The sequence below is a fragment of the Mangrovibacter plantisponsor genome (assembly GCF_003182475.1).
GTDB lineage: Bacteria > Pseudomonadota > Gammaproteobacteria > Enterobacterales > Enterobacteriaceae > Mangrovibacter > Mangrovibacter plantisponsor.
On the sequence record NZ_QGTS01000020.1, the window covers coordinates 53,365 to 66,717 of the forward strand.

At 51.6% G+C, this 13,353-nt stretch carries 9 protein-coding genes; 6 read left to right on the forward strand and 3 right to left on the reverse strand.

Annotated features, from left to right (window positions below):
- Nucleotides 1-22: 22 nt before the first annotated feature.
- Complete coding sequence (gene feoB, locus DES37_RS22910) at nt 23-2,344, forward strand: Fe(2+) transporter permease subunit FeoB (RefSeq protein ID WP_110027997.1); 2,322 nt, start codon at nt 23-25, stop codon at nt 2,342-2,344.
- Between the two features lie 24 nt (nt 2,345-2,368).
- Entirely contained in the window at nt 2,369-2,614 is a 246-nt protein-coding gene (feoC, locus tag DES37_RS22915) for a [Fe-S]-dependent transcriptional repressor FeoC (protein ID WP_036111220.1), read from the forward strand.
- A gap of 37 nt (nt 2,615-2,651) precedes the next feature.
- Here the strand turns inward: feoC and bioH are convergent, their stop codons facing one another.
- Complete coding sequence (gene bioH, locus DES37_RS22920) at nt 2,652-3,434, reverse strand: pimeloyl-ACP methyl ester esterase BioH (protein WP_110027998.1); 783 nt, start codon at nt 3,432-3,434, stop codon at nt 2,652-2,654.
- A 38-nt stretch (nt 3,435-3,472) separates the two neighbouring features.
- On the opposite strand from bioH, the gene gntX reads away from it, so the two are divergent.
- From gntX to DES37_RS22935, 3 genes are all read left to right on the forward strand, one after another.
- Nucleotides 3,473-4,156: a DNA utilization protein GntX gene (gene gntX, locus DES37_RS22925; protein WP_036111229.1), complete on the forward strand. Its 684-nt coding sequence runs from the start codon at nt 3,473-3,475 to the stop codon at nt 4,154-4,156.
- Nucleotides 4,157-4,214: 58 nt separating this feature from the next.
- The gene (nfuA, locus tag DES37_RS22930) at nt 4,215-4,790 is read left to right on the forward strand and encodes a Fe-S biogenesis protein NfuA (protein WP_036111232.1); all 576 of its coding nucleotides are present in this window, start codon (nt 4,215-4,217) and stop codon (nt 4,788-4,790) included.
- Nucleotides 4,791-5,101: 311 nt separating this feature from the next.
- Entirely contained in the window at nt 5,102-5,314 is a 213-nt protein-coding gene (locus DES37_RS22935) for a YdgH/BhsA/McbA-like domain containing protein (RefSeq protein WP_036111236.1), read from the forward strand.
- 197 nt (nt 5,315-5,511) lie between these two features.
- Here DES37_RS22935 and malQ read toward each other — a convergent pair whose 3' ends face one another.
- Both malQ and malP read right to left on the reverse strand, forming a co-directional pair.
- Nucleotides 5,512-7,608 carry a 4-alpha-glucanotransferase gene (malQ, locus tag DES37_RS22940; protein WP_110028009.1) on the reverse strand — a complete coding sequence of 699 codons (2,097 nt, stop codon included), beginning with the start codon at nt 7,606-7,608 and terminating at the stop codon, nt 5,512-5,514.
- 25 nt (nt 7,609-7,633) lie between these two features.
- Nucleotides 7,634-10,036, reverse strand: a complete 2,403-nt coding sequence (malP, locus tag DES37_RS22945) for a maltodextrin phosphorylase (protein ID WP_110027999.1) — start codon at nt 10,034-10,036, stop codon at nt 7,634-7,636.
- A gap of 547 nt (nt 10,037-10,583) precedes the next feature.
- Here malP and malT point away from each other — a divergent pair.
- On the forward strand, nt 10,584-13,289 hold the full coding sequence (malT, locus tag DES37_RS22950) for an HTH-type transcriptional regulator MalT (RefSeq protein ID WP_110028000.1): 2,706 nt from the start codon (nt 10,584-10,586) through the stop codon (nt 13,287-13,289).
- Nucleotides 13,290-13,353: the final 64 nt, after the last annotated feature.

A 13,353-nucleotide genomic window follows, 5' to 3' on the forward strand; every position in this document is an offset into this window, starting at 1 on the left:
ATGCAAGTAAGTGGGTCATAAAATGAAAACAATTACTGTTGGTTTAATTGGTAACCCTAACTCCGGGAAAACAACATTATTCAACCAATTAACTGGTGCCCGCCAGCGTGTAGGGAATTGGGCAGGTGTAACGGTTGAACGTAAAGAAGGGCAATTTGCGACGCCTGAACACCAGGTCACACTTGTCGACCTGCCAGGTACCTATTCCCTGACCACTATTTCTGCACAAACCTCCCTCGATGAACAAATTGCCTGCCACTATATTCTGAGCGGTGATGCGGATTTACTGATTAACGTCGTTGACGCCAGCAATCTTGAACGCAATCTGTATTTAACATTGCAGCTTCTTGAACTTGGCATTCCCTGTGTTGTTGCCCTGAACATGCTGGACATTGCAGAGAAACAGCACCTGCGCATTGATATTGATGCACTCTCTGCCCGGCTTGGCTGCCCGGTCGTGCCACTGGTTTCCACTCGTGGGCGGGGTATCGACAGCCTGAAACGCGCTCTGGACATTCACCAGAAAAACAGTGAGCAAGAGTTCGTTCATTACCCACAGCCCATTATCGACAGCGCCCTGCAACTGGCTGAATCCATGCCGGGTACATTACCGGCTGACCACCGCCGTTGGTTGGGCATACAAATGCTGGAAGGGGATATTTACAGCCTTGCTTACGCCGGGGATGCGGCAGACAAACTGGATGCAGTAAAAGCCGGGCTGAGTGAAAAAATTGATGACCCGGCGTTATACATTGCTGACGCGCGTTATCAGACTATCGCCACCATTTGTGAATCGGTCAGTAACAGTATTACGGTTGAGCCAAACAAGCTCACCGCGCAAGTAGATAAAATAGTGCTGAACCGCTTCCTCGGTTTACCGATTTTTCTGTTTGTCATGTACCTGATGTTTCTGCTGGCCATTAACATTGGTGGTGCACTGCAACCGATTTTTGATGCGGGTTCCGTCGCTATCTTTATTCACGGCCTGCAGTGGGTTGGCGCAACGTTACATTTCCCGGACTGGCTGACGTTACTGCTTGCCCAGGGTATTGGCGGTGGGATCAACACTGTATTACCTCTGGTACCGCAAATCGGCATGATGTACCTGTTTCTCTCTTTCCTTGAAGACTCAGGTTATATGGCTCGTGCAGCCTTTGTGATGGACCGCCTGATGCAATCTCTGGGGTTACCTGGTAAGTCATTTGTCCCGCTGATTGTTGGTTTTGGTTGTAACGTACCCTCAGTGATGGGTTCACGTACCCTTGACGCTCCCCGTGAACGTCTGACGACCATCATGATGGCGCCATTTATGTCCTGCGGCGCACGCCTGGCTATTTTCGCCGTTTTCTCCGCAGCATTCTTTGGGCAGCAAGGAGCATTGATTGTTTTCTCGCTCTATCTGCTGGGTATTGTAATGGCAATACTTACCGGCCTGATGCTGAAGCACACGATTATGCGCGGTGAAGCAACCCCCTTTGTTATGGAGTTGCCGGTTTACCACGTTCCTCACCTGAAAAGTCTGTTAATTCAAACCTGGCAACGCCTGAAAGGGTTCGTGATCCGGGCCGGTAAAGTGATTGTGCTGGTGAGTATTTTTATCGGCGCACTGAACAGCTTCACGCTCAGCGGGAAAGCGGCAGATAACATTAACGATTCGGCGCTGGCATCCGTCAGCCGCGTTCTGACTCCGCTTTTACAACCCATTGGGGTTCACGAGGATAACTGGCAGGCAACGGTCGGGCTGTTTACTGGTGCCATGGCGAAAGAAGTGGTCGTGGGTACACTCAATACGTTGTACACCGCTGAAGATATTCACAATGAAGCGTTTGATCCGGCTACTTTCAACTTACTGGGTGAACTTCAGGGCGCGCTTGGTGATACCTGGAGCAGCCTGAAAGACACATTCAGCCTGAGCGTACTGGCTAACCCCATTGAAGCCAGTAAAGGTGATGGCGAAATGGCGACCGGTGCCATGGGTGTCATGAGCAGCAAGTTTGGCAGCGAAGCTGCGGCATACAGCTACTTAATCTTTGTTTTGCTGTACATCCCTTGTATCTCCGTGATGGGCGCCGTCGCCCGTGAAGCGGGCCGCGGATGGATGACGTTTTCCATTCTGTGGGGGCTGAACATTGCTTACTCGCTGGCTACGGTGTATTACCAGGCCGTCTCTTTCCGCAGCCATCCTCAATACAGCCTGGTTTGTATTCTGGCCGTGGTGCTGTTCAATGTGGTGCTGTTGGGTGCTTTACGCCGTGCGCGTAGCCGGGTGGAAGTACACCTGGTTGCAAAACCACGCAGTGTCGCTTCCTGTTGCCAGTCTGCTGGCGCCAGTGACTGCCACTAATACACTGCAAGAGGCAATTAAGTGATGGCAAGCCTGATTGAGATACGCGATTTACTGGCACTGCGCGGCACCATGGATGCCACGCAACTCAGCCAGCAACTTGCCACACCGCTTCCTCTGGTCAACGCTATGCTGGCCCGCCTGGAAGCGATGGGCAAAGCACAGCGCCGCACAGAAGATGCCAGCGAGTGCCTGAGCGGGGGGTGCAAGAGTTGCCCGGAAGGCAAAGCCTGCCTGAGAGAAGTGTGGAGCCTCAGCCAGCCTGTTTAAAGCATAACCCGGTGAGGTTTGCCGGGCTTGATTCCAGTTACAGGCGCAACCCGCTGGTCAACGCCAGTAATTGCTCGCAGAACAAATCGGGGTGAGAAATAAATGGCGCATGTGCGGCTTTAGGGAATACAACCGAAGCACTGCGCTGCCAGCGGCTGTCCAGAATCTGTGCTGTTTTGCGCGGCACCAGCCCATCCAGGTAACCATAGAGCCGCCAGAACGGCACAGGCAGGTTGTCCAGCGCTTCGCGCAAATCCACCTGTTCCAGAATAGCCAGCCCGCCATTGAGAACTTCTGGTGTCGGGAACGGCTGCGACAGCACCACTTCTTTGAGCGCCCGCGCATCCTGCCTCGCACTCTCTGTACCCAATGTTTGCAATGCCAGAAAACGCTCAACGGTTCGCCGGAAATCCTCACTTAGTTGCTGCTGAAACCCCTGCAGCACTGAACCTTTAATACCCGGCCACCCTTCATGTTCATTCGCCTGAAAACAAGGCGATGAGGCAACTGTAACCAGTGCATCAACCCGGGCGGGTGCAACCAGTGCGACCTGGCTGGCAACCAGCCCGCCAAGGCTCCAGCCAAGCCATACTGCGCGTTCAGGGGCCTGTTGCATAACCACAGCAGCCATGTCCTCCAAAGACATCGCACCATAGCCCTGGCTACGCCCAAACCCCGGTAAGTCAACCAGGTGCAGGGTAAAATGCGGGCTAAGCTGGGCGGTAATGCCTTGCCAGACAGCCGCATTCAATCCCCATCCGTGCAACAGCACAAGATGCGTTTTCCCTTCACCACATGTTTGCCACCACAAATCCGTCATCGGTTATAGTTCTCTGATTTATCCAGCAAGGAGGCTGTATGCTATCAATCCCCGGACATTGTTGGCTATGCAAAATGCCACTTACTCTGCCCCACTGGGGCTTTTGTTCCTGTTGTACCGCCAGCCTGCCCCGGCCACCTGTTTGTTGCCCCTGCTGTGGCCTGCCCGCCGGGAAGGCAGACTGCCTGTGCGGCCGCTGCCTGCAAAAAGCGCCTCCCTGGCAGAGCATGGTATTTGTCAGTGATTACTGCCATCCCCTTGATAAACTCATCCAGCGCTGGAAATTTCATAATACTCCGGCACTCAGCCTGGGGCTGGCACGGTTACTGTTTCTGCGTTTACAGGCACAGAAGTACACAACGAACTGGCAATTACCTGACACAATACTGAGTGTGCCATTATTTCAACGCCGGCACTGGTTGCGGGGGTTCAATCAAAGTGACCTGCTGGCCCGCCCACTGGCACACTGGTTAAAATGTGCCTGGGTGCCCGCTGGGTTGCGGCGGAGCATTCCAACAGTAACTCAGCACCGGCTTTCAGCGCAGTTACGCAGGCACAATCTCAATAATGCGTTTACGCTTGAAATTCCGGTAAAGCAACGCCACATCGCTATAGTGGATGATGTCGTAACGACTGGCAGTACTGCCGGTGAAATTGCCCGCCAGCTTAACAAAGCTGGTGCTGCAAGCATTCAGATCTGGTGCCTGTGTCGAACCTTGTAGAGCCTCGATGATGGGCGTATAATAACCGACTAAAATAGTCAACTATTAGGCCTTTGTTATGATCCGTATTTCCGATGCTGCGCAAGCACACTTTGCCAAACTGCTGGCAAATCAGGAGGAAGGGACACAGATTCGCGTGTTCGTTATTAATCCCGGCACGCCAAATGCTGAGTGCGGTGTTTCATACTGCCCGCCTGATGCTGTTGAGGCTACGGACACAGCTCTTCCGTTTGAGCAACTGACCGCCTACGTTGATGAACTGAGCGCACCGTACCTGGAAGATGCTGAAATTGATTTCGTCACTGACCAGTTAGGCTCACAGTTAACCCTGAAAGCACCCAACGCGAAAATGCGCAAGGTGGCAGATGACGCGCCATTAATTGAACGCGTGGAATACTTTCTGCAGGCTCAGGTTAACCCGCAACTGGCTGGTCACGGCGGGCGTGTTTCTTTGATGGAAATCACCGAGGAAGGTTACGCTATTCTGCAATTTGGTGGTGGCTGTAACGGTTGTTCCATGGTGGATTACACCCTTAAAGAAGGGATTGAGAAACAGCTCTTAGCCGAGTTTACCGAACTTAAAGGTGTGCGTGACCTCACTGAACACCAGCGCGGTGAACACTCGTACTATTAAAAACAGCAAGGCGCACTCTTTCTGCCCTGGTGTTTATGTAAAGGCCTGCGGTTTATAAACAACAGGCCTTTCTGTTTTCTGTTCCCTCTTTACTCTCCCGATTACTTTTCACGAGAACACCTGGCCCACGCCAGGCAAAGCAACACAGGTCCATGTATATTCGGCCCGTCTGTTTACGTTATTTTGTTATTCAAATAATTTGACCAATAACACCAAATCCTTCAGCTTTCACTTCTTCCTCCCCCGGCCTATTATTACTCCATCGAAGGCAAACAGCCTTTAAACAGACCAAACCATTAAGGAATACGACCATGAAATCTATCAAATCTTTAGTTGTAGTTACTGCTCTTTCCCTGGCTTCATTTGGCGCATTTGCTCAAACGGTTAGTGCAACAGCATCCACCCTTGATGGCGCTGAAGCAAAAATCGCAGCACAGGCAAAACAAGCCGGGGCGTCTTCTTACAACATCACTGAAGCGTTCAGCGGTAACCAGGTTCATATGACTGCGGAACTGAATAAATAAACCGCGTCAGGCCATAATTACCCTTTGATGTATTGCCATTTACTGCCCATGCCAAAACACTTGTTTGAACTCTGACTCTGATTCGGCGACAGTTTTCTGTCGCCTTTTTTTGTTTGCACCCCAGTAACGGCCTGGCAATAAAAAAACGCCCTGTACCACATGGCACAGGGCGTTGTTACAGCCGTAGCTCACCTGGATTATTTATGCTGTCCCGCTTTTTTACGCCTGGCAGTTAAATCCTTCAGTAGCCGGTTAATATCACCATCTGCAAAAATGGCTTCTACTTCACGATTAAGTTTACGCCGCCAGTTAGGGTACTGTGTACTGGTGCCAGGAACATTCACAGGCTCCGCCATATCCAGCCAGTCTTCCGGTTGTAAACCCAGCAACGCACTGTTTGAGTCAGCAATGTAACGCTGCAACCCCCGGTTAAGAACAGGAGACATCTGCATAAGGCGCGCCTGTTTTCCGGTACGTTTCGGCACACAACCATACTGGTGCAAACTATTAAGTAACCCTTGTTTCGCTGCTTCCCGATCCTGATATAAACCTTTCAGGATCACCTTGTCAGGATACAACCCCAAAGATTCACCAAGCGTCAGGTCCCCGCATGCCCAATATCCCCGTAGGGTTGGCAGGTCATGGGTAGTGGCAACAGCCATGGATTGTTCCGGCCAGATATCCGGTGCTTTGAACTGCTTTTCGCTGTCATGCTCAAAATAAAGCACTTTGTACGAATACACCCCACTGCTGCGCAGTTTCCCGACGATTTCTGCCGGAACAGTCCCCAGGTCTTCACCAATCACCATGCACTGGTGGCGCTGGCTTTCCAGTGCCAAAATGGCCAGCAGGTCGTCTACCGGGTAGTGAACATACGCGCCTTTATCTGCCGTTTCGCCATATGGGATCCACCATAAACGCAGTAGCGACATAACATGGTCAATACGTAACGCGCCACAATGCGTCATGTTCGCGCGTAATAAATCAACAAACGGCTCATAGGCACGCTCAAACATTACGTGAGGATTAATCGGTGGTAATCCCCAGTTTTGCCCGAGTGGGCCCAGAATATCTGGCGGAGCACCCACAGAAGCCTGCAGGCTGTACAAAGCACGGTCACTCCAGGTTTCGGCCCCACCTTCTGCCACGCCTACAGCCAGGTCACGATACAGCCCTACTGGCATTTCAGCTTTCAGGCACTCATCCCAACAGGCCGAGAACTGTGTGGCAGCCAGCCACTGTAACCACATCCAGAAGCGTACTTCCTGGGCATTTTGTTCACAAAACGCCAGGACTACAGCGCTTTGAGGATCCTGCCAGGCTTCAGGCCAGGCCGGCCAGCCCCAGTGCTGAGCATCTTTCGCCAGTAAATGGTGATGCACAGCATCATAAGCACCCTGCCAGTAAAGGCTTTCTCCACCATCACGCACAAAAGACTCAAACTGGGCAACGGTGTCATCATCATGAGGCCGGGCGCAGAAGGTATCCCAGGCAAGGCGTAATGCAGCAATTTTAAGTTCCGTTACCGTAGTGTAATCCACCCACTCGGTACTTCGGGCCTGGGCTATCGCTTGCTGTGTCGCCTTGTTTTCCCACCAGTGTTGTGCGGCATCACTGGCGGCAAAATCAGCCACAGCGGGAACATCGATATACAAAACATTCAGCCAGCGGCGTGATGACGGACTGTACGGACTGGCACTTTCAGGAATCGCCGGGTACAGCGCATGAACCGGGTTCAGGCCAATAAAAGCCCCACCTCGTGCGGCAACTTCTGGCAGCATACGTTTCAGGTCACCAAAATCACCAATGCCCCAGTTGGTTGCCGAACGCAAGGTATACAGCTGTACGCAAGCCCCCCAGAGTTTTTCCCCTTGCAAGAGTTCTGCAGGTTCATAACAGCGAGGTGGCGCGACAATCACCTGGCAGTGCCAGCGTTGCTCACCCTGCGTGAGGGTCAGTGAGTGGTATCCGGGTTGCAGGCTGGTGGGCAAACGCATGGGCTTGCCGCCCTGGACTGTGCCATGGTGAGGTTCGCCAGTTTCGGTTGTCAGCAACCACTGGAAACGCCCTTCCCCCCTTACCGGCACAGACAGGCGTTTACCAGAGACCAGCACATGTACAGGAGGCACCACGCGCTGGCTGTGTTGGTGTGCCAGTGCTGGCGCATCACCCATTGCCGCCAGCAACCGCTGGCGGGTGTCCATTCCAATGCTCTCAGGTTTACCGTGCGCATTGATATAACTCGATGCGATCCCCGCTTCCAGGGCGGCCTGCTCAAGACGTTTTTTGTCCATCATCCTTTCACCTACCTTGATGTCCTTAGCGCTTTGCCTGCCAAATACGGGCCTGGTAATCGCGAATGGAACGGTCCGAACTGAACATACCGCAACGTGCTGTATTCAGAATCGCCGCACGCGTCCAGGCATCCTGATCACGGTACAGTTCATCAACCTGTTTCTGCGCTTCAACATAAGCATGGAAGTCTGCCATCACCAGATAGGGGTCGCCTCCCTGTTTCCCCATGCTGTGCAGCATTTGGTCGAACGCATGTTTATCGCCGTTGCTGTATTTACCCTGTTCCAGCTCTTTCATAACGGCATCCAGCAACTTGTCTTTTTTACGCCATTTCTGTGGTTCATAACCAGCGGCTTTCAGCGCTTTCACTTGTTCTACGGTATGGCCGAAAATAAAGATATTTTCCGCACCAACCTTTTCGGCAATTTCAACATTCGCGCCGTCCAGCGTGCCGACAGTCAGAGCACCATTCAACGCCAGCTTCATATTCCCGGTACCTGAAGCCTCTTTCCCGGCCGTTGAGATTTGTTCAGAGACATCCGCTGCCGGGATCATCACTTCTGCGGCAGACACACAGTAATCTGGCAGGAAGACAACTTTCAGTTTGTCGCCAACCGCCGGGTCAGCATTGATAACCTCAGCCACTTTGTTAATGGCAAAGATGATATTTTTAGCCAGGTAGTAGCCAGGTGCGGCTTTTGCTCCAAACAAGAATACGCGCGGAACTCTGTCTGCTTTCGGGTTTTCACGGATCTCTTTGTACAGCGCCAAAATATGTAACAGATTCAAATGTTGACGTTTGTATTCGTGCAGGCGTTTGATTTGGATATCAAACAAAGCATTGGGGTTAATCTCAATCCCGGTACGTTGCTTAACGAACTCCGCCAGGCGAGCTTTGTTCTGTTGTTTAATTTCCCGGTAAGCCTTGCGGAATTTGGCATCATCAGCATATTTTTCGATACCTTCCAGGACATCCAGATCGTTCGCCCACTCTTTTTTCAGTGTTTTATCCAGCAATGCAGCCAGAGCCGGGTTGCACTGTTTTACCCAGCGGCGGGGAGTAATGCCATTGGTCACGTTATGGAACTTGTTCGGCCATAACTGGTGGTATTCCGGGAACAGATCCTTCACAACCAGTTCAGAGTGCAGCGCCGCCACACCATTCACCGCAAAACCACTTACCACACACATGTTCGCCATACGAACCTGGTGGTCATGTACCACAGCAAGTTTCGCCCACACAGCACCATCGCCCGGCCAGGTTGCTTCCACCCGTTTTTTAAAGCGGGCATTAATCTCTTTGATTAATTGCATATGGCGTGGCAGCAACGTTCTTACCAGGCGCTCATCCCAGCACTCCAGTGCTTCAGGCATCAGGGTATGGTTGGTGTAAGCAAAAGTACGGCTGGTAATCGCCCAGGCGTCATCCCAGCTCAACTGGTGTTCATCAATCAGCACACGCAGTAATTCCGGAATGGCTATCGTAGGGTGGGTGTCGTTCAACTGAATAACTTCAAAATCAGGTAATTGTGCCAGTTTACGGCCTGCCAGGTGATGGCGACGCAAAATATCCGCAACGGAACAGGCGCACTGGAAGTATTGCTGCATCAGGCGCAGTTTTTTCCCCGCCAGGTGGTTGTCATTGGGATACAGCACCTTCGTCAGTTTTTCTGCGTCGATCCCCTGTTTCTCGGCACGCAAAAAGTCACCATCGTTAAACTTACCTAAATCAAAAGGATGTGCATGTTTCGCCTGCCATAACCGTAAGGGTTGCGAAATGCCATTACGGTAACCAATAACCGGTAAATCCCAGGCTTCCCCCTGCATCACAAAAGCGGGTTCCCAGTGCGGTTTACCTTCGACAGTCACCACTTTGCCGCCAATGCCAACCTGCACATCCAGGGCACTGTTATGGCGGAACCATGGGTAACTGCCACGCAACCAGTCATCCGGGGCTTCATGCTGCTGGCCATCAACAAACGACTGGCGAAATAAGCCGTACTGGTAATTCAGGCCATAACCAATGGCAGACTGCCCAACGGTTGCCATGGAATCCAGGAAGCAGGCAGCAAGCCGCCCCAATCCGCCGTTACCCAGCGCCGGGTCGGTTTCCTGTTCAAGCAAGTCACTCAGGACAATATCGTAATCGGCCAGCGTATCGCTAACCGACTGATACCAGCCCATATTCAATAAGTTATTACCTGTCAGGCGGCCAATCAGAAATTCCATTGAGATGTAGTTTACATGGCGTTGTTTTTTTTCTGGCTTTGCCAGAGGCTGTGCAGCCAAAAGTTCCGCCAGTGCCCCGCTAACAGCCTGCCACCACTGGTGTTGCGTCATTTCTGCCGCAGCATGTAATCCAAAATGCTGCCACTGACGTGTCAGGGCAGCCTGAAATTGTGCTTTATCGAATGTAGGCTGTGACATAGGTAATCGGTGTCCTTCAAGTAATTAGACAAAGTTTACAGTAGTGTGCCTGGGCCCCTGAGTGGATACCTCATCCCGCCCGGGATTAGGCAGGGAGGAGTAGCGGGGAGTAGGAAAAACTGTGATCCATGACACTCAAATTAGTCGTAAACCACGTAAAAGCATAATGTGAAATTTTAATGAAACAGGTGAAAATTCAAGCAATGAAACACTTTAATCAATTGAAATAATTACTATTAGATGCAAATAAAGACAGACACACTTTCTGCACATTATGTAGAAATAAAACCAAACCCTTTGTTTTTACTTGGAAGAGATGAGCAGTTCAGAGATCAAGGTTGTGAAACAAAGGAGGACGGCGAACCCTGGCTACGCCCCCAAATCATCCAATAAGTTTCAGAAATGTGACCAGGTGCACCTTTGAAGGTCTTTTATACGGGGTTAACTTGCATTAAAGACTAATCTGTTCGAATTTATCTTAAGAATTAATTACGAAGCGCGAAAAAATTCGTAATCCCGTAGTTTCGACACAGTGAAGTGAATGACTATGTTAATTCCATCCAAACTTAGCCGCCCGGTGAGGCTCGACAATACAGTTGTGCGCGATCGCCTGTTGGCAAAATTATCTTCGGCCAAAAATTACCGTCTGGTTCTGGTCACCAGCCCGGCTGGTTACGGAAAAACAACGCTGGTTGCTCAGTGGGCCGCCAGCCAGCCGCATTTGGGCTGGTTTTCACTGGATGAAGGAGATAATCAGCCTGAGCGTTTTGCCAATTATCTGATAGCCGCTATTCAGCAGGCTACCGGAAAGCATTGCGTCACCACTGAAATGATGGTGCAGAAAAGGCAGTATGCCAGCCTGGTTTCACTCTTTGGGCAACTGTTTATTGAACTGGCTGAGTGCCAGCATGCTTTCAAGTTAGTCATTGATGACTACCACCTGATCACCAACCCGGTGATTCATGACGCCATGCGCTTCTTCCTGCGCCACCAGCCAGATAATCTCACACTGGTTGTTCTGTCCCGTAATCTGCCACAGTTGGGGATAGCCAACCTGCGCGTGCGGGATCAGCTGCTGGAAGTTGGCAGCCATCAACTGGCCTTTACCCAGCGGGAAACAAAACAATTTTTTGACTGCCGGTTAAGCTCACCACTGGATGACCAGGAAAGCCACCAGATTTGTGAAGATGTCGCCGGTTGGGTTACCGCGTTACAGCTAATCGCCCTGTCTGCCCGGCAAAAGAATACCGCCACACAACACTCTGCCCGGCGGTTGTCTGGCATTAACGCCAGCCACTTATCCGATTACCTGGTTGATGAAGTGCTTGATACCGTCACACCCGCTACCCGCCAGTTCCTGCTGAAAACATCGTTATTGCGTTCCATGAACGATGCATTAATTGTACGAGTGACAGGCGAAGAAAACGGCCAAATGTGGCTGGAAGACCTGGAGCGCCAGGGCCTGTTCATACAGCGTATGGATGACGACGGTGAATGGTTCAACTACCACCCACTGTTTGGCAGTTTTCTGCGCCAGCGATGCCAGTGGGAAATGGCGACAGAACTGCCAGCCATTCACCGGGCTGCCGCAGAGGGCTGGATGGCGCAGGGCTACCCGGCTGAAGCTATCCACCACGGTGTGGCAGCAGGAGATACCGCTTTATTGCGCGATATTCTGCATCAGCACGCCTGGGATTTATTTAACCAGAGCGAACTGGCACTGCTGGAAGAATCCCTCAACGCACTGCCCTGGTCTGTGCTGTTAGATAACCCACGCCTGCTGTTACTGAAAGCCTGGCTGATGCAAAGCCAGCACCGTTTTCAGGAGGTTAATAACCTGCTTGCCCGGGCAGAAGAAGAAATGACCCGTGAGCCAGACGAATCGCTGCATGGGGAGTTCAATGCTCTGCGGGCACAGGTAGCCATCAACGCAGGTAATCCCGATGAAGCAGAACGCCTTTCAATGCTGGCGCTGGAGACTCTGCCGTTTGCCAGTTTTTACGGGCGCATTGTCGCAACTTCTGTTCACGGAGAAGTGCTGCACTGCAAAGGCGAACTGAACAACTCACTGGCTTTAATGCAACAGACTGAGCAGATGGCGCAACTCAATGAAGTCTGGCATTACGTGTTATGGAGCCAGATTCAACAAAGCGAAATTTTATTTGCTCAGGGTTTCCTGCAGTCTGCATGGGAAATTCAGGAAAAAGCCTTCCAACTGATTCAGGCACAACACCTGGAGCAGTTACCGCTACATGAATTTTTGTTACGTATCCGCTCGCAGCTACTCTGGGCCTGGGCCCGGCTGGATGAATCCGAAGCAGCAGCCCGTCAGGGGATGGATGTGCTGGTTAACTACCAGCCGCAGCAACAACTTCAGTGCCTGTCATTAGTGATTCAAAACTCACTTGCCCGGGGCGATTTAGATAATGCCCGCGGTTTACTCAACCGCCTGGAAAACTTACTGGGTAACGGTTCGTACCACATTGACTGGGTCAGCAATGCCGACAAAGTTCGCGTCATTTACTGGCAAATGAATAATGACAAACAGGCGGCAGAAAACTGGTTACGCCAGACGCCGCGCCCGGAGACAGTCAGTAATCATTTTCTGCAAAGCCAGTGGCGTAACATTGCCCGGGCACAAATTCTGCTGGAAGAATTTGGCACCGCAGAAACCATACTGGAAGAGTTGAACGAGAACGCGCGTCGGCTTCACCTGATGAGTGACCTGAACCGTAACCTGTTACTGCTCAATCAACTTTACTGGCAGGCAGACCGTAAGAGCGATGCCCTCCAGGTACTGGTTGAAGCGCTGTCTCTGGCAAACCGTACTGGCTTTATCAGCCACTTTGTGATTGAGGGTGAGCCAATGGCGCAGCAGTTACGCCAGCTAATCCAACTGGCGACATTGCCAGAGCTGGAGCAGCATCGGGCACAACGCATTCTCAAAGAGATAAACCAGCACCACCGGCATAAATTTGCCCACTTCGATGAAAGCTTTGTACACCGTTTGTTGAACCACCCGGATGTGCCGGAATTAATCCGCACCAGCCCGCTAACACAACGCGAATGGCAGGTGCTTGGGTTGATTTATTCAGGCTACAGTAACGACCAAATTGCCGGAGAACTGGATGTGGCAGCAACCACAATCAAAACCCATATTCGTAACTTGTACCAGAAGATGGGGGTTGCACACCGTCGGGAAGCCGTACAGCAGGCACAGGAATTATTAAAAATGATGGGGTACGGCGTATAAGCCCTGTTTTTGCCAGCCCTGGCTGATATTGACCAGCCTGGCTGATAACCAGCCAGGCTAAGCC

Excerpts from the sequence above, each read along its gene's own strand:
- feoB (WP_110027997.1), top strand. The coding sequence starts at position 23 with ATGAAAACAATTACTGTTGGTTTAATTGGTAACCCTAACTCCGGGAAA.
- feoC (WP_036111220.1), top strand. The coding sequence starts at position 2,369 with ATGGCAAGCCTGATTGAGATACGCGATTTACTGGCACTGCGCGGCACC.
- bioH (WP_110027998.1), bottom strand. The coding sequence starts at position 3,434 with ATGACGGATTTGTGGTGGCAAACATGTGGTGAAGGGAAAACGCATCTT.
- gntX (WP_036111229.1), top strand. The coding sequence starts at position 3,473 with ATGCTATCAATCCCCGGACATTGTTGGCTATGCAAAATGCCACTTACT.
- nfuA (WP_036111232.1), top strand. The coding sequence starts at position 4,215 with ATGATCCGTATTTCCGATGCTGCGCAAGCACACTTTGCCAAACTGCTG.
- DES37_RS22935 (WP_036111236.1), top strand. The coding sequence starts at position 5,102 with ATGAAATCTATCAAATCTTTAGTTGTAGTTACTGCTCTTTCCCTGGCT.
- malQ (WP_110028009.1), bottom strand. The coding sequence starts at position 7,608 with ATGGACAAAAAACGTCTTGAGCAGGCCGCCCTGGAAGCGGGGATCGCA.
- malP (WP_110027999.1), bottom strand. The coding sequence starts at position 10,036 with ATGTCACAGCCTACATTCGATAAAGCACAATTTCAGGCTGCCCTGACA.
- malT (WP_110028000.1), top strand. The coding sequence starts at position 10,584 with ATGTTAATTCCATCCAAACTTAGCCGCCCGGTGAGGCTCGACAATACA.